Origin of the sequence: Henriciella litoralis (assembly GCF_002088935.1) — a bacterium.
In the GTDB taxonomy this organism is placed as follows: domain Bacteria; phylum Pseudomonadota; class Alphaproteobacteria; order Caulobacterales; family Hyphomonadaceae; genus Henriciella; species Henriciella litoralis.
On the sequence record NZ_NCSS01000004.1, the window covers coordinates 358333 to 381601 of the forward strand.

Annotated in this window: 23 protein-coding genes and 1 tRNA gene; 15 read left to right on the forward strand and 9 right to left on the reverse strand. The window is 59.9% G+C overall.

What is annotated here, in order from left to right; genetic code table 11:
* Positions 1 to 28: 28 nt before the first annotated feature.
* Positions 29 to 961 carry an alpha/beta hydrolase gene (locus tag B8783_RS01695; protein WP_233355637.1) on the reverse strand — a complete coding sequence of 311 codons (933 nt, stop codon included), beginning with the start codon at positions 959 to 961 and terminating at the stop codon, positions 29 to 31.
* 68 nt (positions 962 to 1029) lie between these two features.
* Positions 1030 to 1533, reverse strand: coding sequence for a hypothetical protein (locus B8783_RS01700; RefSeq protein ID WP_084418043.1), 504 nt, complete (start codon positions 1531 to 1533; stop codon positions 1030 to 1032).
* A gap of 88 nt (positions 1534 to 1621) precedes the next feature.
* Here B8783_RS01700 and B8783_RS01705 point away from each other — a divergent pair, with 88 nt between their 5' ends.
* Positions 1622 to 2086: a GFA family protein gene (locus tag B8783_RS01705; protein ID WP_084418044.1), complete on the forward strand. Its 465-nt coding sequence runs from the start codon at positions 1622 to 1624 to the stop codon at positions 2084 to 2086.
* Here B8783_RS01705 and B8783_RS01710 read toward each other — a convergent pair.
* On the reverse strand, positions 2083 to 2988 hold the full coding sequence (locus tag B8783_RS01710) for a M48 family metallopeptidase (protein ID WP_084418045.1): 906 nt from the start codon (positions 2986 to 2988) through the stop codon (positions 2083 to 2085). The two genes, B8783_RS01705 and B8783_RS01710, sit on opposite strands and share 4 nt — an antisense overlap.
* Before the next feature lie 109 nt (positions 2989 to 3097).
* Between B8783_RS01710 and B8783_RS01715 the strand changes: the two genes are divergently transcribed.
* The gene (locus B8783_RS01715) at positions 3098 to 3625 is read left to right on the forward strand and encodes a paraquat-inducible protein A (RefSeq protein WP_084418332.1); all 528 of its coding nucleotides are present in this window, start codon (positions 3098 to 3100) and stop codon (positions 3623 to 3625) included.
* Positions 3626 to 3630: 5 nt separating this feature from the next.
* Positions 3631 to 4368, forward strand: a complete 738-nt coding sequence (locus B8783_RS01720; RefSeq protein WP_084418046.1) for an MBL fold metallo-hydrolase — start codon at positions 3631 to 3633, stop codon at positions 4366 to 4368.
* Here B8783_RS01720 and B8783_RS01725 read toward each other — a convergent pair whose 3' ends face one another.
* Complete coding sequence (locus B8783_RS01725) at positions 4369 to 4887, reverse strand: Gmad2 immunoglobulin-like domain-containing protein (protein ID WP_169711674.1); 519 nt, start codon at positions 4885 to 4887, stop codon at positions 4369 to 4371.
* 34 nt (positions 4888 to 4921) lie between these two features.
* On the reverse strand, positions 4922 to 5299 hold the full coding sequence (locus B8783_RS18435; protein ID WP_169711675.1) for a hypothetical protein: 378 nt from the start codon (positions 5297 to 5299) through the stop codon (positions 4922 to 4924).
* A gap of 109 nt (positions 5300 to 5408) precedes the next feature.
* On the opposite strand from B8783_RS18435, the gene B8783_RS01730 reads away from it, so the two are divergent.
* The 9 genes from B8783_RS01730 to trxB all read left to right on the forward strand — a co-directional run bounded on the left by B8783_RS01730 (position 5409) and on the right by trxB (position 16325).
* Positions 5409 to 5804 carry a hypothetical protein gene (locus tag B8783_RS01730; protein ID WP_084418048.1) on the forward strand — a complete coding sequence of 132 codons (396 nt, stop codon included), beginning with the start codon at positions 5409 to 5411 and terminating at the stop codon, positions 5802 to 5804.
* A gap of 63 nt (positions 5805 to 5867) precedes the next feature.
* Positions 5868 to 7067 carry an acyl-CoA dehydrogenase family protein gene (locus tag B8783_RS01735; protein ID WP_084418049.1) on the forward strand — a complete coding sequence of 400 codons (1200 nt, stop codon included), beginning with the start codon at positions 5868 to 5870 and terminating at the stop codon, positions 7065 to 7067.
* 84 nt (positions 7068 to 7151) lie between these two features.
* Positions 7152 to 8420 carry a TadE/TadG family type IV pilus assembly protein gene (locus B8783_RS01740; protein WP_084418050.1) on the forward strand — a complete coding sequence of 423 codons (1269 nt, stop codon included), beginning with the start codon at positions 7152 to 7154 and terminating at the stop codon, positions 8418 to 8420.
* 142 nt (positions 8421 to 8562) lie between these two features.
* A complete protein-coding gene (locus B8783_RS01745; RefSeq protein WP_084418051.1) occupies positions 8563 to 8901 on the forward strand; it encodes a glycine zipper domain-containing protein in 339 nt (112 codons plus the stop codon).
* Between the two features lie 276 nt (positions 8902 to 9177).
* Complete coding sequence (carB, locus tag B8783_RS01750) at positions 9178 to 12456, forward strand: carbamoyl-phosphate synthase large subunit (protein ID WP_084418052.1); 3279 nt, start codon at positions 9178 to 9180, stop codon at positions 12454 to 12456.
* Between the two features lie 70 nt (positions 12457 to 12526).
* Positions 12527 to 13000 (forward strand): transcription elongation factor GreA, encoded by a 474-nt coding sequence (greA, locus tag B8783_RS01755; protein WP_084418053.1) that lies wholly within the window; start codon positions 12527 to 12529, stop codon positions 12998 to 13000.
* Between the two features lie 156 nt (positions 13001 to 13156).
* Positions 13157 to 14260 (forward strand): mitochondrial fission ELM1 family protein, encoded by a 1104-nt coding sequence (locus tag B8783_RS01760; protein WP_084418054.1) that lies wholly within the window; start codon positions 13157 to 13159, stop codon positions 14258 to 14260.
* A 77-nt stretch (positions 14261 to 14337) separates the two neighbouring features.
* Complete coding sequence (locus B8783_RS01765) at positions 14338 to 15255, forward strand: cation diffusion facilitator family transporter (protein ID WP_084418055.1); 918 nt, start codon at positions 14338 to 14340, stop codon at positions 15253 to 15255.
* 101 nt (positions 15256 to 15356) lie between these two features.
* The gene (gene trxB, locus B8783_RS01770; RefSeq protein WP_084418056.1) at positions 15357 to 16325 is read left to right on the forward strand and encodes a thioredoxin-disulfide reductase; all 969 of its coding nucleotides are present in this window, start codon (positions 15357 to 15359) and stop codon (positions 16323 to 16325) included.
* A 15-nt stretch (positions 16326 to 16340) separates the two neighbouring features.
* Here trxB and B8783_RS01775 read toward each other — a convergent pair whose 3' ends face one another.
* Entirely contained in the window at positions 16341 to 17078 is a 738-nt protein-coding gene (locus tag B8783_RS01775; protein WP_139792207.1) for a hypothetical protein, read from the reverse strand.
* A 140-nt stretch (positions 17079 to 17218) separates the two neighbouring features.
* Between B8783_RS01775 and B8783_RS01780 the strand changes: the two genes are divergently transcribed.
* The 3 genes from B8783_RS01780 (at position 17219) to B8783_RS01790 (ending at position 19605) form a co-directional block, all read left to right on the forward strand.
* Positions 17219 to 18358, forward strand: coding sequence for a serine hydrolase domain-containing protein (locus B8783_RS01780; protein WP_084418058.1), 1140 nt, complete (start codon positions 17219 to 17221; stop codon positions 18356 to 18358).
* A gap of 7 nt (positions 18359 to 18365) precedes the next feature.
* Entirely contained in the window at positions 18366 to 19478 is a 1113-nt protein-coding gene (locus B8783_RS01785; RefSeq protein ID WP_084418059.1) for an NAD(P)/FAD-dependent oxidoreductase, read from the forward strand.
* A 50-nt stretch (positions 19479 to 19528) separates the two neighbouring features.
* Positions 19529 to 19605: transfer RNA gene (locus tag B8783_RS01790), tRNA-Met, on the forward strand.
* A gap of 356 nt (positions 19606 to 19961) precedes the next feature.
* Here B8783_RS01790 and B8783_RS01795 read toward each other — a convergent pair.
* The 3 genes from B8783_RS01795 to B8783_RS01805 form a co-directional block, all read right to left on the reverse strand.
* Entirely contained in the window at positions 19962 to 20552 is a 591-nt protein-coding gene (locus B8783_RS01795) for an ATP-dependent Clp protease proteolytic subunit (RefSeq protein WP_084418060.1), read from the reverse strand.
* A 72-nt stretch (positions 20553 to 20624) separates the two neighbouring features.
* On the reverse strand, positions 20625 to 22664 hold the full coding sequence (locus B8783_RS01800) for a hypothetical protein (protein WP_084418061.1): 2040 nt from the start codon (positions 22662 to 22664) through the stop codon (positions 20625 to 20627).
* Positions 22665 to 22685: 21 nt separating this feature from the next.
* Entirely contained in the window at positions 22686 to 23213 is a 528-nt protein-coding gene (locus B8783_RS01805) for an adenine phosphoribosyltransferase (protein ID WP_084418062.1), read from the reverse strand.
* Positions 23214 to 23269 lie beyond the last annotated feature (56 nt).

Consider the following 23269-nt stretch of genomic DNA (forward strand, 5'->3'; position numbering starts at 1 on the left):
CACACAAATGTCAGATGTGGGCGAGCGCTCAGTTGATATTCTTCATCCGGCGGATCGTCGGCCCGGCCGCCTCAGCAAAACCCGGCTGCAGTGGAATATCGACATGGCTGCCCTCTTCCATGTGCACATAGGTGACATCATTGCCCTGCCGCTCCAGCTTGTCCGCAAGAGAGCGACCGAGAAAGTCTGGCAGAACATGGTCCTCGCCACCTGCCACAACGAGGATCGGGCCTTTGAACCCGCGCACCGGATCGGCATTGTCGCCGTCCTCGCTTTCCTTCTCGGGCACCATCTCGATCGGCAGAAAGCGTAGATACCAGGGCTTCCAGACTTCAGAGGCTTCTTCCACGCTGAGCGCCGTCGCCTCATAGACAAGCCCATCGGCTTGAGGGGACGCCGCCACGAAGCGCGGGCAGATGAACCCGCCAAGCGAATGACCCCAATAGATCAGCGGGCGCTCACCGGCGCGGCTTTCGGCCAGCTCAACAATGGCTGGCGTGCTCGCCTTGATCGCATCGATGCTGGGCGTGCCCGTGCTGTCTCCATAGCCCGGATAATCGAACTGGAGCACATCGCCCCAGGGCAAAACCTTGCGGGCATAATAGACCCCGCCATTTGGCCGGTCACCGCCTCGCCCGACGCAATTGACGATGACGGGCCGGTCAGCGTCCTCCCCGGCAGCCGATGTCAGGCTCCAGGCGATGCGGCCGCCCTCATAATCGACAAAGCCATGCTCAACGGTGGCAGGCAGCAATCCTTCCAGCGCGGGTGACTGGGCAAGCTCCGATTGTGGATCGGTGAGCTTTTCCTGACCCCGAAAATCCATCTCGGCGACCGTCTGCGCGCCGCGCGGTGTCGGTGGACCAAAAATGCTGTCTTCGCTCATCGTGATCTGGCAGCCACCTGCCAGCATCATCAGGCCCACAAGGCCGCCAGCCCCAATCCGTCCACCTGTCATCATGTCTCGCCTTCTTCCATGTCAGCCTTGAGGGGCCTCGGGGCCCCGCCACAACAGATAGATCGGCCGGCTCAATCGTACAGCCCGCAAGCCGAGGCGGGCAATGGATTGAGGTTGAGAGACCGCGCCGTCGGAATGGAGATCTCGCGGGCAAGGTAGCAGCCTGTCAGGCGCATCTGCGGCGCATCGAGCGCTGCCCCCACATATTCGCAGGAGAGCCCATTCGCCGCATGATGGACCCGGTCCCCCAGCCAGACCGTCATCAATAAATGGTTGGACCCGGTCGGCACGGAGACTTTCTCCACGCCCTCGATCATCCCGAACGCGCAGGTCTGCGGCGTCGAGACATTGCCTTCCGCGTCTGAGACGACCGGCCATGCGAGCGGCAGCATTCTGAGGTCCAGCAAGACAACGTCGCCATCAGCGAGCTCCCCGATGCCCTGCAGCGCTTCAAACTCAGCTTCGCCGGGCAAGTCTCCTACAACCGTCTTCACCGTGCGGGTCTCGGCCATCGCCGATGACGCCGACACGGCAAGCAGACCGGCCGCGAACATGGTTTTCAACAATTTGAGCATCCCTCATCGGTTGTGTCGCGCCCGACTAAAGCGCAACACTGCCCCTCAGGGAAGCTATGCCCTCAAATCATCGCACGGAGTTAGAAAGTTGAAAGACCCGAACCTGCCCCTCGAAGGCGGCTGCCGGTGCGGCAAAGTCCGGTTCCGCGTGACCGCGCCGCCGATCATTACGATGCTCTGCCACTGCAAAGGCTGTCAGAGGATGTCGTCCAGCGCCTTCTCGACGAGCGCCGCCTTTCCGGCTGATGCGTTTGAGGTCATTCAAGGCGAGACGGTGCTAGGCGGCCTGAAGCAGGAGCTCCCGCATCATTTCTGCCCGGACTGTATGAGCTGGATGTTCACCCGCCCGCCTCAACTCGATTTCATGGTCAATATCCGCGCGCCCCTGTTCGACGACACGGACTGGTATGCCCCCTTCGCCGAAACCTTCGCCAGCACGAAGCTCGCCTGGGTGGACACCTCGACGCCACACAGCTTCCCTGAGTTTCCCGGAGCCGATGATATGGGCCCGCTGATTGAGGCCTATGGCGCGGCGTTGGGCCGGTCGGTCTAGCGCAGTGGCCTGCCGCACTGGGCCTCATATTTCTCGATATATTCGGGCATCCAGTCCCGGAAGTTCTGCGCGCGCGTCTCTGAGGCCGGGTGGGTCGACATCCATTCCGGGGGCCGCTGGCCGCCGCCGAGTGAGCCCATCCGCTCCCAAAGCTCCGGGGCCTCGCGCGGGTCAAAGCAGGCGCGCACCAGCAGCTCCAGGCCAATAAGGTCAGCCTCGGTCTCATGCTGGCGGGAAAACGCCATCAGCCCGCCTTGCGCGGCGACGCCCATGGCCTGCATCACAAGCTGGCGCTGGCCGGCATCCATATCGCCAACCCCGGCAGCGACCGCCGCCATGCCAAGCTGCGCCAGCTGTCCCTGGCTCATCCGCTTGGCACCGTGATGCGCCATGGCGTGGCCAATTTCGTGGCCCATCACAACCGCCAGCTTGTCGGGGTCATCAAGGTCAGCCATCGTAACCTCGCCATCGAAATTGCCGGTCACATCCATGATGCCGGTATAAACGGCGACATAGCCGCCGGGCAGGCAAAAGGCGTTCGGCTGATCGGAGGCGATGACATTATACGTCCATGAAAAATCCGTCGCGACGGGCGTGAAGTCCCAGCCCTCCGCGAGCAGGTCATTCTCATATTCAATCGCGGCCTCCTGCAATCGCTCACCGATGTCGCGCACCGTCTGAACAATCTCGGCCTCCTCGCCGCTACACCGACGGTCACAGAGGACGTTGCCGCCCTCCTTCTGCAGGATCTGCGCATAGGATTGCGCGCCCAGCTTGCTCGCCTGATCAATCGAGACAGCGTTGAACTCTTTCTTGCCCGAAAACGGGTTCACCTGCTGGTTGCTGAAATAGTAAGCCGCCAGCCCAACAACGCCGATAAGAATGATAATTCCGCGCCCCATGAAGGCCCTCCGGTCAGGCAAAAATTCAGCTCTTTGTGGAAACTAGGGCTGATCGGTGAATGTTGGAAGCGTTGACACGCCTGTTTTCCCTGACAAAGGTCTGCCTCTCATGAGCGACACGCCCGCCCCCGCCGAAACGCCAGCGCCAGAGCGCGCACCTATGTCCAGCAAGATCATTGATGTGCTGGCCGAATGGATGCTGTACGTGTCGGCTGCCCTGATCATCATGGGCATCTCGCAACCCTCAATCATGAAGCCCAATTATGTGGGCCTGATGATCGAGTACAATCTCTGGGGCGTGGTGCGGACCCTGTTTGAGTTTGACCTCGTCTTCATGGGCCTTGTCGTCATTTTCTTCTCCGGGATTTTCCCGCTGGCGAAGACCCTGCTCGCCGCCATCATCTTCCGGCGCGGCGCCCCGCCCAGCCCGAAACTTGCCTGGTGGCTCAACGTGCTCGGCAAATGGTCGATGCTGGATGTCTTTCTCGCTGCCATCCTGATCGGCCTGTCGCAGACCATGGCCTATGTCGGCTTCTATCCGCGCATCGGCCTCTACTATTTCACCGCCGGCGTCATCCTCAACAATATCGCGACGCTGCGTTTATCCTTTTCACGCTGGAAGCCAGACCCTAAATAGGCACCATGACAGACCAAGTCCAGAACAAGCCCAAGCTCGAAATCCGCATCGTTCCGACGACGCCGCTGCAGCAGAACACCAGCCTCATCTGGTCCATCGACACCAAGGAAGGCGTCTTCGTCGATCCGGGCGGCGACATTGAAAAACTGATGGGCGCAGCCGAGCAGTTCGGCGTGAAGATCGTCGGCGTCTGGCTGACCCATGGCCATATGGACCATGCGGGCGCGGCCGCCGCCGTGAAAGAACGCACCGGATGCGAGATCATCGGCCCGCACAAAGATGACCAGTGGCTACTGGACGAAATTGAATCCTCGGGCCGTCGCTATGGCATCACCGATGGCAAGAACGTCACGCCTGATCGCTATCTCGAAGACGGCGATGAGCTGGAGCTGGACGGGGTCAAATTCGGCGTCGCGCATACGCCAGGTCATACGCCCGGTCATGTTGTCATCTACAATGAAAGCGGCGCGCTCGCCTTTGTCGGCGACGTGCTGTTCCAGGGCTCCATCGGCCGGACAGACTTTCCGCGCGGCAATCACCAGCAGCTGATCGATTCCATCACGAGCAAGCTCTGGCCGCTGGGCAAGGACATCCGCTTCGTCCCCGGTCACGGCCCGATGAGCACATTTGGCCATGAGCGCCAGTCGAACCCGTTCGTCGCCGACGCTGTGACGGGCTATGCGGGCGCGGAGAAACAGGCCGCAAGCGAAATCGATCAGAAGCTGTCAAAGCGCTATAGCTGATTAGTCCTGTTTTGGTTTCCATGGAGGCGGGTCAGCCTCGATAACAAGACGTCCCTTTTTCAAGGGCAGCAACGTCAGCGCGACCTTCTTCTCCACCGGCACTTTCATGCCACTCGGATCGTCCGCCTGCAGGATGAGCGTTGCTTCAGTGGCCTCTGACACATCGAATTCAATCTCGCCTTTGAAGGGCACCTGTTCCTCTGTCATCCAGTTGGACTGGGACGAGGCATAGGATTCGGCGATCACCGTGTCGCTGCCATCCACAAGACGAACCGGGAAATCCCCTTCAAAATACCAGAGCCCCGAAGCGCTGCCGGAGAATGTGAGTGGCGACGTGACATCTGCGCCCTCAACCGGCGTATCAAGCGTCAGCGCCATGGCGTCATCGTCCAAAGCGGAACCGCCGTCTTCCTGACCGGCATCGACGCCAGGCTGCGCCACCTGTTCATCCGGGTCGTTTGGCGAGCAGGCACCCGCTGCAAAGACCAGCGAAGCGGCAAGGATCAGTGTGCGTGTCATCATTTGATCAGAAAGCACAAAGAAGGCGCCGCATTCAATAGGGTAAATAGCCCTGCCGCCGGTTCGCTGACGAGTCGGCCGCCGCCGCGCCTGCGCAAGCATCAGCCACAGTATACTCACGCATCTCCGCGATGGCGAAGACGAGCGACATGACCATGCCACTGATCCAGTCGCTGCGGTTCGGATTTCCACTGTCAATATCAATCCCGGTCTGGCGAGAGATGTCATTGGCCGTCGAGGCGGCATACCCCATCAGTCCCAGCGTCGTCGCACAATCGACCGCATCGAGATGCCCATCGCGCGCGTTCGCATAGGCTGGATAGTCCGGCGTTGAGCGATAGCCTTGTGCAAGGTCTGCCGCACAGGCCGACAGGCAAAGGGTTGCCGCCGCACTGGCGATCAATAGTTTCATGATGTCCCCACATCGTCTGAATTGCGTCCTGCGCGCAGAATAGCACACTCTTTCGTTCAGTCCGAATTTTCTGGCGCTCCATGATTTGATGCCTTAGATTGAACCTGAGATGTCGAACATTGACCCTGATGAAGCCCTGACGCCTGAAGAGGCCAAACGCCGCGAGAGCATCCGCTTCATCCTTCGGCACCGCGCCCGCGCAAACAAATCGCGAGCCAATCCGGGCACGGTCCAGAAAAGCTGGGCTGAATACAGTGAGGTCAGCTTCAAACCCGGCAATGACGGTTCGTTCTGGAGAGTGTTGATGGTGATCGTTCTGATTTCGCCTCTGATCGCTCTACCTTTCGCATTCCACCACATGCAAGCCCCGCTCGTAATTGATGGATTTCCCGTCTGGCTGATGATCCTCGTGTACATCATCATTGGAATGGTCATGCTCGCAACCTTCGTTTTTGCTTTGGCCATTCTGCAGATGTTCTGGCGATTAATAGCTCAAAAACGCTGAGCCCCCGGACTTCCCCTTGCGTCACTGGCTGACCTCTCCATCCGCTTGCGCTAACCTTCTTCCATGGACCTCAAAACAGACCCGAAGCTCGAAGAGTTCCGCGCCGATGTGCGCGCCTTCTTCGCCAATGACTTCCCACAGGACATTCTGGAAAAGACCGCGCGCGGCGCCTCGCTGACGACGGCAGAAATCCGCAAATCCGAAAGCGCGCTGGGGCGAAAGGGCTGGCTCGCTGCGGCCTGGCCTGAGGAGCATGGCGGGCCGGGCTGGTCGCTGAAAGAACAATACATCTTCGATGAGGAGCTGGAGCGCGCGGGCGTACCGACCGTCACGCCGATGGGCGTCGTCTATGTCGGCCCGATCCTCTACACCTTCGGCACCGATGAGCAGAAAGCCCGCTGGCTGCCGGGCATCCGCGAAGGGCGTGAAGGCTGGGCGCAGGGCTATTCCGAACCTGAAGCCGGCTCAGACCTCGCCTCCCTGCAATTCTCCGCTGTTCGCGATGGCGACGAATACGTCCTGAATGGCACCAAGATCTGGACGTCCGCCGCCCAGCATGCCGACTGGATCTTCTGCCTCGCGCGGACCGATAATTCCGGCAAGAAGCAGGAAGGCATCACCTTCATCATCTCCGAGATGGACCGGCCGGGTGTTACGCTCCGCCCGATCATCACGATCGATGGCAAGCATGCGCTGAACCAGGTCACCTTCGACAATGTCCGCGTGCCGGCCGATTACCGCATCGGCGAAGAGGGCAAGGGCTGGACCTATAGCCAGTTCCTGCTCGGCCATGAGCGCACCTCCTATGCGCGCATTGGCGGCAAGCGCAAACAGCTTGCTCATATCCGCGCCATTGCAAGCGCGGTGCCGGATGGCGGCAATTCCCGCCTCATCGATGATGATGCCTTTGCCCGCAAGCTGGCCGAGGCCAATCTCGCGGTGGATGCACTGGAAATGACCGTTCTTCGGGTTCTTTCGGCGGTGAAGGATGGCGGCGCGCCAGGCAAGGAAGCCTCGATCATCAAGATCCTCGCCACCGAGGCCGCCCAGCAGATCACGACGCTCTACCTCGATACGGCAGGCCTCAACGCCAATCGGGGTTTTGCCGACTCTGTCAGCCCCGCCTGGCTGGAAGGCGGATTGGCCACGCAACATGCCGCGCCGGGTGTCTCCACCTATCTCGGCACGCGTGCGCAATCGATCTATGGCGGCACCAATGAAATTCAGCACAATATCATCGCCAAACGGGTGCTGGAGCTATAAATGGCCGGCAAGCGCAGAAATCCGTGAAATTTCATTCATGTACATAGACATCTCTTAAAGATGCTCATGCCATAAGCTGTGGTGATGGGCGCGCAGTTTCACATCCTTTCCAAGCGGTTCGCGAAGGCCACTGGTGGCAGCACCATGCCGATATTCGCGATTTCGCTGATGGCGATCCTGTCTTTGGTGGGGGCGACGATTGCGCTCGGCATGGACTCGCGCTCCGGCCACGCCTTGCAGCAGGCTGCCGACGCCTCCGCCCTCGGCGGCGCGACCGCCTTCCTCAACACGGATTCGCCCAAAGCCGAGGTCAGACTCGCGGCCGCGCGCGTACAGGCGAGCGCTCTGGCGCGGCAAAACTCCGATTACGAGCTCGCCGACATGGACATCGGCGCCGTCAGTGAAGACGCCTATGGCCAGCACACCAGGATTGAAGTCGAACTGGAATTCAAGCCGGTCAACTATTTCGCCAAGATTGCAGGCGGGTCCGCCACCGCCCCCGTCCGTCGCCGCGCCGTCGCGTCTGCCACCTGGGGCTTTCCGCTTTGCGTGCTGACACTTGATGAAAATAATCCCGGTATAAGAATTAGAGACTATGGCAGATTAAGCGCGAAGGGCTGCATCGTCTGGTCCAATTCGAGCGCCGGTGAGGCGATGAAATTTGACGGGGGAAGCGCAGACGCAAAAGCTTTCTGCGCGCATGGCGGCTATCGGCGCGATGCAAAAGCCAGTGTTTCGCCCTTACCGGAAACCGGATGCCAGCAACTGCCGGATCCGCTGAAAGGCTATTCGATACCGCTCAGCGGCATCTGCGATAGCACGAACGCCAACATCAAAAGAATTGGGTCAACCCGGTTACAGCCGGGCATCTATTGTGGCGGGCTGATCATTCATGCGCGCAATGTGACGATGGACCCTGGCATCTATCACATCCGTGGCGGCGGCCTGAAAATCATTGCCCGCGGCGCACTTGAGGCCCAGGGCGTCACTTTTATTTTAGACAACGAAGTCGGCAATATCGATATCAAAGGCAATTCCGGGCTTAATGTTGTTGCGCCAAGCACAGGCCCCACAGCAGGCATGGCCTTCGTTGAGCTCAAAGGCCCCTTCAAACACACAAAAAATTTCAAAATTGACGGGCAAGTGAACGTCGAAGGCGTGGTCTATATGCCGTCATACGACGTCAGTGTCAGAAAGTTCGGGGGCGGCACGACCAAGTCCCCCTATCTGCAGGTTGTTGCCAACAGTGTAGAGATTTCTGGCCGGGGCAGTCTCGACATCGACTTCGATATGAGCGCCACTGACCTGCCGATGGTGATTGCGCCGGAAAAGCAGGCCCGACTGCTGGAATGAACAGCTGTTCATAGTATTCCCCGAATACAGTCGAGACTAACACAAGTGTAATGAGAAAAGAGCGATTCAGGCGCTTTTCGTCTGGAACCGTCTCGAACACCCCTCGTTATTGTCGCACCACACGATGAAAGGGGATGATCCCATGAAGACACTTTTGAAAACGACCGCTCTTGCTGCAACAGGCCTGATGATGGCCGCCTGTACCCAGTCGGGCTACACCGAACGTAACGCCGCGATTGGCGCTGCTGGTGGTGCCGTTGCTGGCGCCGTGATCGGTAACAATACAGGCGACGGCGATGCTGGACGCGGTGCAGCGATTGGCGCGGCGCTCGGTGGCCTTGCCGGTGCAGCCAAGGGTTGTACGGAAGCTGCTGACTGCGACACGCCCGGCGTGAAAGACCAGCCAGACGAGAAGGACAGCGACGGTGACGGCTATGCCGACGCATATGACCGCTATCCATACGACGCGCGCTCCTGGTAGCGCCCAAATAAAAGGCCCGGTCAGATCGGGCTGACAGTGAAGCCTCCACGCCCAATCGCGTGGAGGCTTTTCTTTTGAGGTTTAAACACGAAGGCCCGGTGATGACAGCGACGCCAAGCCTGCGAGTCTGGCGTCCCTCTCCGCATCACAGAAATATATGCGTGATAAAATCGGGATCGAGCCGCAGTTTTGCCGGTCCGTGACCTTGCATCCTCCCCTGACTCACCGCTATAGCGCACCCGTTTGACCAATGGTCATAAATGACGAGGAAACGAGATGCCAAAACGCACCGATCTGAAATCAATTCTCGTCATTGGAGCCGGTCCCATCATCATCGGCCAGGCCTGCGAGTTCGATTATTCCGGCGTACAAGCCATCAAGGCCCTGAAATCAGAGGGCTACCGGGTCATTCTGGTGAACTCGAACCCGGCCACCATCATGACCGATCCGGACATGGCCGACGCGACCTATGTCGAGCCGATCACGCCAGATTTCGTCGAGAAGATCATCCAGATCGAAAAGCCAGATGCCCTTCTGCCCACCATGGGCGGACAGACGGCGCTGAACTGCGCGCTCGACCTCTACAAAGCTGGCACGCTGGACAAATACGGCGTTGAGCTCATCGGTGCGCGCGCCGACGCTATCGAAATGGCCGAAGACCGCAAGCTCTTCCGCGAAGCGATGGACCGGATCGGTCTGGAAAACCCGAAAGCCGCGATTATCGCCGCCCCGGAAATCCGCAATGATGAGGGCAAGATTGTCCGCTATGACCGGATTGAAGGCCTGCGCCTGGCCATGGAAGTCCTCGAAGAGGTCGGCCTGCCCGCCATTATCCGCCCTGCCTATACGCTGGGCGGCACAGGCGGCGGCGTGGCCTACAATGTCGAGGAATATGAAGAGATCGTGCGTTCAGGTCTCGCAGCCTCGCCTGTGGGCCAGGTCCTCGTCGATGAAAGCCTGCTCGGCTGGAAAGAGTTCGAGATGGAAGTCGTCCGCGACAAGGCGGACAATTGCATCATCATCTGCGCGATCGAGAATATTGACCCGATGGGTGTGCATACCGGCGACTCGATCACGGTCGCCCCTGCCCTCACGCTGACGGACAAGGAATACCAGATCATGCGCAACGCCTCGATTGCGGTGCTGCGTGAAATCGGCGTTGAGACGGGCGGCTCGAACGTCCAATTCGCCGTGAATCCTGAAAATGGCCGTCTCGTCGTGATCGAGATGAACCCGCGCGTCTCGCGCTCCTCGGCGCTGGCCTCCAAAGCCACAGGCTTCCCGATTGCCAAGATCGCCGCAAAACTTGCCATCGGCTATACGCTGGATGAGCTGACGAACGACATCACCGGCTCTACCCCGGCGAGCTTTGAGCCGACGATTGATTATGTCGTCACCAAGATCCCGCGCTTTGCCTTTGAGAAGTACAAAGGCGCTGAGCCCCTGCTGACGACAGCCATGAAGTCCGTCGGCGAAGCCATGGCCATTGGCCGCAACTTCCAGGAAAGCCTGCAAAAGGCCCTCTGCTCACTCGAAACCGGCCTCACCGGTCTCAACGAGACCGAAGAGACGACCGAAGACGAGCTACGCTCTGCCCTTGCGCGCCCAACGCCAGATCGCCTCCGCCATGTCGCCCAGGCCTTCCGTCAGGGCTTCACGGTGGAAGATGTCTACGCCATCACCTCGATTGACCACTGGTTCCTGCGCCAGATTGCTGCGCTGATCGAAACCGAAGCGGACCTTCGCCGCGACGGCCTGCCAACCGGCAAGCGCCAGATGACAGACATCAAGGCCATGGGCTTTTCAGATGCGCGCCTGGCTGAACTTACCGGCTCAACCGAAACCGACGTGCGCGCCAAGCGCCACGATATCGGCGTGCGCCCTGTCTACAAACGTATCGACACCTGCGCGGCCGAGTTCGCAGCGCGGACCCCCTACCTCTACTCGACCTATGAACACCCCGCCTATGGGCAGGACCAGGCCGATGATGAGGCAGGCGTCTCGGACCGCAAGAAAGCCATCATCCTTGGCGGCGGACCAAACCGCATCGGCCAGGGTATCGAGTTTGACTATTGCTGCTGCCACGCCGCTTTCGCGATGGAAGAGGTCGGCATCGAGTCGATCATGGTCAACTGCAACCCGGAAACCGTCTCGACCGACTATGACACCTCGGACCGTCTCTATTTCGAACCGCTGACCGAAGAGCACGTCTCTGAAATCATCGCCAAGGAACAGTCCGCAGGCGAGCTTGCCGGTGTGATCGTCCAGTTTGGCGGCCAGACGCCGCTGAAGCTCGCGACACCGCTGCACAATGCCGGCGTCCCTATCCTCGGCACCAGCCCGGTTAGCATCGACCTTGCCGAAGACCGTCAGCAGTTTGCTGCCCTGCTCGACCAGCTCGGCATTCAGCAAGCCCCATCGGCCACCGCCCGCTCTGAAGAAGAAGCGCTCGAGAAAGCGCGCGAGCTTGGCTATCCGATCATGCTGCGCCCAAGCTTTGTGCTCGGGGGCCGCGCGATGGAAATCTGCCGCGACGACGCCGACATCAAATCCTTTGCAAAGGAAGCGATGAAAGTCTCCGGCGACCAGTCGCTCTTCCTCGACCGCTATCTGTCAGACGCGAAGGAAGTCGATGTCGACGCCCTCTGCGACGGCGTGAATGTGCATGTCGCTGGCGTGATGGAGCATATCGAGGAAGCCGGCGTCCATTCTGGCGACTCTGCCTGCGCCCTGCCGCCTTACACGCTGTCGCCTGCCATGGTCGGCCGTCTGTCAGAGCAAGCCATCGCGCTCGCCAAGGCCCTCAAGGTTCGCGGGTTGATCAACATCCAGTTCGCGGTCAAAGGCGACGAGATCTACGTGCTGGAGGCCAACCCACGCGCCTCGCGTACCGTACCATTCGTGGCCAAGGCGGTCGGCGCGCCGATTGCCCGCATCGCCGCCAAGGTAATGGCCGGTTCGATGCTGACCGATTTTGACCTCACCCATGCGCGCCCACGCCGCGTCGCCGTGAAAGAGGCTGTCTTCCCGTTTGCCCGTTTCCCGGGCGTTGACCCGGTGCTTGGCCCGGAAATGCGCTCCACCGGCGAAGTCATGGGCTGGGATGATGATTTCGGCGCCGCCTTCCTGAAGTCGCAAATCGCTGTCGATGTGCACCTGCCAGCCGAAGGCAATGTCTTCATATCGGTCAAGGACGGTGACAAGGACGGCGTTCTGGAGCCGGCGCGTGAGCTGCTCTCCATGGGCTTCAACATCTTCGCGACCAGCGGAACGGCTGCCTTCCTGCGCGAGCAGGGACTGACCGTGTCGTCCATCAACAAGGTGATCGACGGTCAGCCCCACATTGTCGACAAGATGATCAATGGAAATATCCAGCTGGTCTTCAACACGACGGAGGGCGCCCAGTCGCTCAAGGACTCCGCCTCCATCCGCAAGACGGCATTGACGCGCAAGATCCCCTATTTTACGACGCTCGCCGCATCGCGGGCTTCTGTTGAGGCTATCCGGACGCTTCGCGAGCGCGAACTTACGGTTAAGCCCTTGCAGCAGGCCTGAACCAACACCACTTGACGAAAAATGCGTTTAGTCAGACGCTAGCTCGCTTCTAAAGACGGTTACCCAGAATATGCAAAGAACACCTATGACCGCCGAAGGGCACGCCGCCCTCGACGCAGAACTCAAGCATTTGAAGTCGGTTGAACGTCCGGCTGTGATCGCGGCTATTTCAGAAGCCCGCGAGCACGGCGATCTTTCAGAAAACGCCGAATATCATGCTGCCAAGGAAAAGCAGAGCTTCATCGAAGGCCGCGTTGCGGAACTCGAGGACAAGCTTGCCCGGGCCGAAGTCATCGACGTGACCAAGCTGAAAGGCGACAAGATCGTCTTTGGCGCGACCGTCACGCTGACTGATGTCGACACCGAGAAGCAGGCCACTTACCGCATCGTCGGTGAAGACGAAGCCGATATCTCCAAGGGCAAGGTCTCGATTACGTCCCCAATTGCGCGCGCGCTGATTGGCAAGACGGTTGGCGACGAAGCCGAAGTCGCCGCGCCTGGCGGTGCCCGCGTCTACGAGATTGAGGAAGTCGAGTTCAAATAGGCTCGCTTGCCCCATCGCAAAATTTGCACATGAAGCGACAGCTTACCGGCCGGTGAGCTGTCGTTTGCTATGGGCATCTGTGGCTAGGGTCATGCAACTGTCAGCAAATTCTGCCACCCTGCTCTGATCAGTTCTCCAGAAAGGTCCCCTGCTCGCATGGTCCGCCAGCCCGACACGCAAGACGACACACCAAACGGCCCATCCATCTGGGCGGTCTCGGATGGCCGCGCAGGCAATGCGGCGCAGGTGCGCGCGATTGTGCAGGCCCTCTCCAGTGCCGGGCGGTGGATGCAGCTTGGCCATATTCAGGGTGAGGGCCACCGCAGCGACCCAATCGTCCTCTCGCCTCGCGCGCCCTGGACGTGGCTTCCGGGCGGCAAATGGCCGGCGCCCCTGAAAGCGCTGCCACCAGAACAACGCAAACTCTTCACCCCGCCCTGGCCCGATGTCTTCATCGCGGCCGGCCGACGTAGCGCGCCCTACACCGCGCTGGTGAAAGAGCTGTCGGGCGGCAAGACGTTCTGCGTCCAGATCCTCGATCCGAAGACAGACCTTTCCCGCTACGACCTTGTCGTCACCCCGCGCCATGACGGCCTTAGCGGCGACAATGTCATCTCAACGGTTGGGTCACCCTCCTATTTTGCGCCAGAAAACATCGAAACAGCCGGTCAGGTCTTTGCGGACCTTGCCGATGGGGCGGGTAAATCCTGCATCGTCATTCTGGGCGGCGACTCCAAGGCGCACAAATTCACCGAAGCGGCGGCTGAAACGCTGGCAGGTCAACTCGAAGCCCTTGCGCAGGCCGGCTGGCGTCTTCGCATCACCACATCGCGGCGCACGCCCCTACCCGTCATCGCACGCATGCGCGCTCTGGCAGACAAGGTCGGCGCGCGCTTCTGGGCCGGACCGCAGGACGGGCCAAACCCGTATCTCGCATGGCTCATCTATTCAGATGCCGCCATCGTCACCGAAGACAGCGCCAATATGCTGTCAGATGCCGCCTGGCACGGCCTGCCCATCCATATCGCGCGTCTGGAAGGCTCATCGCCGAAATTTGACCGTCTGCACGAAAGCCTGATCGAGCGTGGCTGCGCCCGATGGTTTGATGGGGACCTCGCCGACTGGACCTATCCGCCCTTGCGAGAAGCAGACCGCGTGGCCGATGAAATCGTCCGTCACCTCATTGAGCGGCACCCTCAACCTGCCATGAAATCCGTTGAAGATCAGCAGGTTGTACTCCCTGACTGGCTCAACGATTGATATGGAATAACATTCTAAGCTGTTGTTTTTTATCTATTTTTATTGACTCGCGCCCGGAGTCATCCGAGATAGGGCTCATGGGCCACTCTCACGATCATAGCCATTCGCACGCCGGACACGGCCATTCACATGACCATGTGATTACCGACAGCGCCGACGCGCGCCGCCGGGTCGCCATTGCCGCCTTCCTGACCTTCGGCTTCATGTTTGCCGAGGTGATTGGCGGGGTCATTTCAGGCTCGCTCGCCCTGCTGGCTGATGCTGCGCACATGCTGACCGATGCCGGCTCCCTCGCGCTCGCCTGGCTCGGCTTCAAGCTTGCCGAGCGTCCCGCTGATCAGCATCGCAGCTTCGGCTGGGCGCGCTTCAAGATTCTCGCCGCCTTCGTCAATGGCCTCGCACTTCTGGTGCTGGCCGCCTGGATTGTCTTCGAGGCCATCCATCGCCTGATGGCGCCGGAACCAGTGATGGGCCACGTGCTGATGGGCGTCGCGATTGCAGGGCTTCTGGTCAACATCATCGCCTTCACCCTCATGCACGGCGGCGACAGCGAAGACCTCAATCTGCAGGGCGCCCTCTGGCATGTCGCGGGCGATCTTCTCGGCTCGGTTGCTGCCATCGCGGCGGCCCTGATCATCATCTTCACGGGCTGGATGCCGATCGACCCGATCCTGTCCGTCCTCGTCGCGCTGTTGATCGTCATTGGCGGGGTCCGCATCACAATGAAGTCTGCCCACATCCTGATTGAGGGCGTTCCGGCCGGTATGACGCCAGCCGACATCAAGACGGACCTTGAGAGCCATCTTGAGAACGCCGCTGAGGTGACGCATGTCCACGCCTGGGCATTGAATGAGCAAAAGCCCCTCGTCACGCTGGAAGTGGTCGCTCGCGAAGGCGCATGCCTCGACACGTTGCGCGTCGCCGTAAAGCAGCGAATGGACGAAAAATTCGGGGTCAGCCACGCCACGGTCGAAGTGCGCAAGCCTGTGCAATAGTTCTGCTACACGCGCGGTTGAGCAGGCCCGGGGGTTTATTCAACGCCGAAGAATCCCCATACCTAGGGGCTACCGAGAATAAAAGACCGGAGCCTTGGGCGATGAGTGAGACAATCCATTCCGAAATCCTGATCATCGGGTCCGGACCTGCTGGCTGGACAGCCGCCATCTATGCGGCGCGCGCCATGCGTGAGACCCGCGTTGTTGCCGGTCTACAGCCGGGCGGCCAGCTAACCATCACGACCGAGGTCGAGAACTATCCGGGCTTCTCCGAAATCCAGGGCCCTGAGCTGATGGAGAAGATGCGTGAGCATGCCGAGAAGATGGGCACGCACATTTCCGAAGATCATATCAGCGAAGTCGATCTCGAAAGCCGTCCCTTCAAGGCCGTCGGCGAAAGCGGCGTCACCTATACAGGCGACGCGATGATCGTCTGCACCGGCGCGCAAGCCAAATGGCTTGGCCTGCCATCGGAGCAGAAATTCCAGGGCTTTGGCGTCTCGGCCTGCGCGACATGCGACGGCTTCTTCTATCGCGGGAAAGAAGTCCTCGTCATTGGCGGCGGCAATACGGCCGTTGAAGAAGCGCTGTTCCTTACAAACTTCGCCTCCAAGGTCACCGTTGTGCACCGCCGCGACAGCTTCCGCGCAGAGAAGATCCTGCAGGACCGCCTGTTCAAACATCCAAAGGTCGAAATCCTCTGGGACACGGTTCTGGAAGAAGTCATCGGCGACGAAAACCCGCTCGGCGTCACCGGTGCGAAGTTGAAAAACGTAAAGACCGGTGAGGAGTTCACCCGCGATGCGCACGGCGTGTTCATCGCCATCGGCCACGCCCCCTCGACAGAGCTCTTCAAGGGCAAGCTGGACATGAAAGCCAATGGCTATCTGATCACCGAAGCTGGCACGACGAAGACCAATGTGCCCGGCGTCTATGCGGCGGGCGATGTCACGGACGAGACCTATCGTCAGGCCGTCACAGCCGCTGGCATGGGCTGTATGGCTGCTTTGGAAGCGGAACACTGGCTGGAAGAACAGGTCGCCATCGAGGACGCTGTCGCGGCCGAATAGAGCGAGCGCTCTTGCCTAAAGCAATGCGTCCGCGCGGGCCTCGCTCTCGCGCAAATTGTGATCGACCGTATAATTCCAGTAAGCTCTCGCGCGCTGCTGCATCAGCTTTTCCAGCGATGTCTTCGCGGTCGCTTTCAGGCTGAGGTCGAGATTGGCGTACACCTCATCGCGATACCGGCGAAGATTGCTGGCCGCCAGCGCGCGTGCATATTGCCAATAGAGCGCCGGATCATCCGGGGTCGCCGCAACTGCCGCCTTAAAGTGAGCCTCTGCATCATCCATGCTGGCGCCCATGATCGCAGAGCCAAGCGCCCCGCCCTTCCCGACAACCTCGACATGCCAGACGGCCAGAAAGCCGTGCGCATAGGCATTGTCAGGGTCATCCTCGATGACGCTCTCGGCGAGTTCCCGTCCCTGTTTGCCATAGCCGGAATCAAGCACCGCCCGCGTACTCATCGAGCGCGCCTTCATCGCCAGGGCGATCGCCAGCTGTAGACGTCCCTCAATATGGTCAGCGTCCTGCGCAATCGCCTGCCGGGCGAGGCTCTCGGCCTTGTCGAGCTGAACCTTGTCCAGCGTCCCGTTGACGACCTGCTCTGCGAGGAGGGACCGCGCGGCAAGCGCCAGGCTGTCGGCACTGCCATCTTTCTCCGCCAGCCCCGCGGCCTCGCTGTACTGGCCGGCCGCAAATGCATCCTCCGGCGTTTTCGCCGTGGCGAGGAACGGCAGGACAAAAAGGGCTATCAGGCTCAAAATCGTTCGCATGTAGACGACATTAGCGCGTTTCAAAGCCGTGCCCAATCTGTATTCGCGCTTCACCCAATCGCACCCCCGGTATGCAGTTGCAACGTGCCCCTGCCCGACTTAAGTTCTGAACAGGGAGCACCACGAATATGACGGATGTAATCGCCCACGGTATTGCAGATGAGCGATTTGGCGCCGTCCGCGAACAGTTCGAAAACAATCTCAGGAATGGAGCCGACATTGGAGCGTCCTTCTGTGTGACGAAGGATGGTGAAACGGTCGTCGATCTCTGGGGCGGTTTTGCGGATGAGGCGAAAACCCGGCCTTGGGAAAGAGACACAATCGTCAATGTCTACTCAACCACCAAGACGGTCACCGCGCTCGTAGCGCTCTATATTGCGGACAAAGGCCTTATCGACTTCGATGCGCCGGTCGCAGACTACTGGCCGGAGTTTGCTGCCAATGGAAAGCAGGCGGTCAAAGTCTCGCACCTGATGAGCCATTCGGCAGGCCTACCAGGCTGGGCAGAGCCTGTGGACAAGGAAGTTTTGTACGACTGGGATCGCGCGACCAGCCTTCTGGCCGAACAGGCGCCGATGTGGGAGCCGGGCTCAGCCTCCGGCTATCACGCGCTCTCGCAAGGCTATCTGGTCGGTGAAGTCATTCGGCGGGCCTGTGGCCGCACTGTCGGAACCGTTCTTCGCGAGGACTTTGCCGATCCGCTGGGTCTGGACTTCCATATAGGGCTACCGGCCTCAGAAGATCATCGGGTCGCAGACCTGACGCCACCGCCGGGTGTGCGCGGCGGCCTGTCCTACGACAGCGCCATAAAGAAAGCTGCCTTTACGCGGCCTCCGATCGACGTATCAGAAACCCGAACCCGCGCTTGGCGAGGTGCCGAGATTCCGGCAGCGGGTGGTACCGGCAATGCCCGTTCTGTGGCTCAAATTCATACCATTCTCGCCAATGGCGGCACGTTCGGCGGCAAGCGTTTCCTTTCAGACGCCGGTTGCCGCAAGGCGCTAGAATGTCAGATAGAGGGAACGGACCTGGTCCTCAGCATGCCGGTACGCTTCGGCATGGGTTTCGGTCTTTCCGGCCCGATGTCGCCTGTCCTTCACGAAGAAGCTATGTTCTGGGGCGGATATGGCGGCTCAATTGTCCTCATCGACATGGCCGCCCGCACGACAATCGCCTACGCCATGAACCGGATGGCAGGTACAACCACTGGCGATATGCGCGCCATCGGACTTGCCGCCGCCACCTGGCAAGTTCTCGCCGCTGCCTAGGCGTCTCATGGAAAAACTCGAAGCAGACCTTGTTGTGATCGGCGCGGGCGTCATTGGTCTCGCCATCGCGCGCGCCTGCGCCCTGGCTGGCCGCGATGTCATCGTGCTGGAGGCCGAGGACGCCATCGCTGTGCATACATCCTCGCGCAACTCAGAAGTCATCCATGCTGGGCTTTATTACGCCAAGGGGTCGCTGAAGGCCCGGTTCTGCGTCGAAGGCCGCCGCAAGCTTTACGACTATCTCGAAACCAGAGGCATCACCTACAAGAATTGCGGCAAGCTTGTCGTTGCCCATGCGGACGAAGCACCGGACCTCGAAGGCATCTTAGCCCGCGCCCGCGACAATGGCGTTGAAGACCTCTCAATCATCCCCGGCGTCGAGGCCCGCCGCCTTGAGCCAGCTTTGGCCGAGAGCATAACGGATGCCATCCATTCGCCCGTCTCCGGTATATTTGACAGCCATGGCTATTTCCTTGCGCTGCAGGGCGAGATTGAGGACCATGGCGGCATGATCGCCTTTGGCACGCCGGTGGAGCGCGGCAGCGTCCTGCCAGGCGGCGGCGTTGAGCTCGTCACAGGCGGCGCCATGCCCGCCACGGTCATTGCGCGCACCGTCATCAATGCCGCCGGCCATACCGCCATCCAGCTTGCAAAACATATTGAAGGCGGCGCAGACGGCCTGCCTGAGCCGCATTACGTCAAAGGCAGCTATTTCAGCATCACCGGCAAGACGCCTTTCTCGCGGCTGATCTATCCCATGCCGGGCCGCTCGAGCCTTGGGCTTCACCTCACCGTAGATCTCGCCGGGCGCGGCAAGCTTGGCCCGGATGCGGAATGGCTGCCTGAGGACGCCGCCCCGCCCTTCGATTACCGCGTCGACCCGGCCCGCGCGCCGCATTTCTATGCCTCCGCCCGCCGTTACTGGCCGGGCCTGCCGGATGGCGCCCTTGCGCCCGACTATGCCGGCGTGCGCCCAAAGATCGTCAGCAAGGGCCAGCCCTCGGGCGACTTCATGATCATCGACGCCGCGCCCGGCCTCATCCATCTGGTCGGCATTGAAAGCCCGGGACTGACATCTTCGCTCGCGATTGCAGATCACGTCGCCGGGATGCTGGAATAGGCGGTTGCAGACCCCGCACAGACTGTGTATTCAGCCCGCTTGCCCGGATCGGTTCGGTAGCTCAGCTGGTTAGAGCGCGCGACTCATAATCGCGAGGTCGGGAGTTCAAGTCTCCCCCGAACCACCATTCCGCGCACCGCCTGCCTGATATTGCGCAATAATTGCTGCGACAGAGCGATCCCAATTCTTCTATTCACAACTGGCTTGTAGTTTATCCACGAACATTACTGTTTCGTAACAGGGGATCATTTCGGCGCAGATACAAAAAGGGTGGCCTTTTTGCACCGGAACGTGTATAGGATAGGCGCTAGTAGAGTATATATGTAGAGTGTCTTAGGGGGACCAATTTGGTCTCCCTTTTTCTTTGCGCGAAATAAAGTCGCTGTCGGCTTCTCCATTCCCTGCCGCATTCCCCTCCCCCAGACAAAAAAACGGCAGCCCGCAGGCTGCCGCTTGTAAGATTTGTTTTTGAAAAAAGCGCGTCTAGCTGACTTCGCGGCGGCTCGTCACGATCTTGCTGACGAGGCCGTATTCAACCGCTTCTTCTGCGCTCATCCAGTGATCGCGGTCGGTATCGGCCTTGATCTTTTCGAGCGTCTGGCCGGTGGCTTTCGCGAAAATCTTGTTCAGGCGTTCACGCATCCGGACGATCTCACGGACCTGGATCTCAACGTCGGACGCCTGACCCCCAAATCCACCACGTGGTTCATGAAGCAGGAAGCGCGTATTCGGCAGCGCGTAGCGGTTTTCCTTCTGCGCGGCTGAATAGATCAGCGCGCCGGCAGACGCGACCCAGCCCGAGCCGAGCACTTTCACAGGCGCGGCGACGAATTTGATCATGTCATGGATCATGTCGCCGGATTCGACATGGCCGCCGGGCGAGGAAATCACCAGCAGGATCGGCTTGTCACTCTTGGCGTCCAGCGCCAGCAGACGCTCACAGACGCGGCGCGCCAGCTTGTCGTCTACGCCGCCCGTCAGAAGGATTGTCCGGGCATCGAACAGCGCCTCCTCAAGAAAGGCGTTCGGCTCGCTCATCGGCTTGTTTTCGGTCTCGTCATCGAGGCGGTTCATGGTCACTCCCGTGCATTCAATCTGTTGTCATAGGTGAGGCGCGCCAGCGCCCCGGTCAAGCGCCGCGCTCACCTATTCTGGCGTGTGGGTCACACTAATCCCCATCCGCTTGATTTCAGCGGCCGGATCTTCGCTCTCTGCCATGGCATCAAATTGCGCCTGCCCAAGCGGTTTGTCCGGCTTCACGCGGATTTCGAGGCTGCCACCTGGCGTCTGATAATACGCCGCAATCGACTCCAGCCACGCCTCGGCGGGTGGATATTCCGCTTTTGCAGCGGCCTTGGCACTGCGAACCATGGTCGCGATATTGGCGCGCATCTGCTTTGGCGGCATGGTCGAGAGCGTCGCGCCCCACCCCTCATTCGAATACACCTTGCCCAGCTCATTGAGATAGCCGAACAGCTTGTCATATCCGCCATTGTCCCTGTCGAAATAGCGCATGCTAACGAAGGCCAGCTTGTCTTCGAGGACGGGCGTTATCGCTTCCGACCAGCCTTCATCCGCTTCATAGGCCGCGCGAATGTCTCCATAGTCAGGCAGGTTGATATCCAGCGTGAATGCAGTTTCGCCAAACCCGTCGGCCTCTGAGGCGAGGCTGAAGGATGTACGGCCGGTATTCTCGTTCCAGTTTGCCACGCCGCGGAAATTGAAAGGAATGACAGCCAGCCCGTTTTCATCCAGAAGGCCAATTGCTGTGTCCAGATTTTCGCGGATCTCCTTCATCTCTGCTTCCGTCTCTGCATCGTCGGAAGCTGACGGGATCAGCTGCATCACAAAACGTCCATACTCGCCGGGATGGATCATCGCGCCGCTGATACGGCCCTCCAGGCTACGCGGAAGGAGCCAGACAAAGTCATCGCCCATGAACTGCAGGCTACGCGCGCTAAAGGTCTCATTGCCGTTGATTGTCTGCACATAGTCCTGCCCAGACCATGTGCCGAGACTCATCAGGTCGCGCTCACGAATCCCCGGGAACTCGCTGCGCGCGAGGAAACCAGCAAGCTTGTCGAGCTCCAGCCCCTCATAGGAGCTGAAAGCCACACTCTCGACCTGTGCGTAGTTCAGGCCGCTGGGATAGGCGGCCGCTACCATCTCATCATCGTCGGCAGAGACCTTCACTTCCTGCCCCTGTCGGATGCCCGCATAGACGAGGCGGTCGATATCAAAGCCGCGATAGCCCTCATAACCGGAGAAATCGATGGAGACGTAGAAGACCTGGCTGAACGCGTCTGAGCCCATGTCGAACTGCACCTCAGTCCCGCTCACCGCGCCCTTTTCTATTTCGATAGTGCGCAACACGGCGATGACTTGCTGGGCAAGGCGAAGGGTCTTCAGCCCCTCATCAACTTCCGCAACCTCATCGACGGCGTCTTCAGCGGGCAGGTCCATTGGGTCATCGGCTTCAGGATAGGCATCGCTGTCCCAATCGCTGCTGTCGTTAAACATCTCGTCGAGGGCTGCATACTGCGCCTCACTCAGCGGCACGTATTCGAACGGGCGCAGCTTGCCCCCGCTCATCGCCAGACGCTCTGTCGTGCCGTCTAGCTGGCGCACCCCAAACTCTGCGAATTCCGCATCATCGGTCTGGATTTCGTCTTCCAGTGTCTGGAACAGGGAATTCAGCGCATCAGCGGCACCAAAATAGCTAAGATCGCGCGCCACAACGCGCTCGAACATGTCGCCTTGCTCATCAAGACGCTCGCCGCGCAAACGGGCCGCGATGAAATCGGAATTGAGCCCCCAGATGTCGGCTTCGGCAATTGCGAGACCAAAGGCCGGCTCTGTGTTTATGGTAATCCGGAGATTTTCGAGCCGGGTGGCACCATTGTCCTCATTGAATGATTTCTCATCCCAGCTGAGGCTCACCAGATCAGGCAGCGCATCCTGAATGTCGGCCAGCTCAGCCTCGCGGCCATCTCTCACTGTAAACAGCTCGTCCGCGAAAGACTCGAAACTGTCCATCGTGGCGGCCCAGTCGGGCATGCCATCAGCAGCTTCAGGTGTACCACCCTCGAAGCCTGCTACATCGGGAAGCGGTGGCGGCTCATTCTTTCCGCATGCCGCAATACCGAACGAAACTGCAAGAGCAGCGATCCACTTGAGCGATTTCATCTTTAACTGTCCCCAAAAAGCCTAGTGGCCATCAAACGCTACAAGTGCGTTCACTTCAACGCCCATACTCCTGATTTTTCGCGTTCCGCCAAGATCCGGTAGCTCGACGAGGAAAACAGCCGCCACGATATCAGCTCGGCCCCGTCGCAAGAGCTTAACGCCTGCTTCGGCTGTGCCGCCAGTCGCGATCAGATCATCGACGAGCAGCACACGCTCACCGGCCTCGACGCCGTCGACATGCATATGCAGCTCATCCGAGCCGTATTCGAGGTCGTAGGTCTCGCGCCAGGTGCGGGCGGGCAGCTTTCCGGGTTTGCGAAGCGGTAGAAACCCCGCCTTCAGGCGTGTCGCCATTGCTCCGCCCAGAATAAAGCCGCGGGCATCGATGCCCGCTACTTTTGAGATATCGAAATGATCGAACGGCGCACACAGCGCTTCAATCGCAGCACTGAACGTCCGGGCGTCAGCCATAAGTGTTGAGACATCACGAAACATGATGCCTTTGGATGGATAGTTCGGAATTGTGCGAATTCTTGACTTGTAGTCCATCAGGTCCTGGCCGCCAATCTAGCGCGCTGGCGGCGTCCGGATCCCGGTACAGTCAA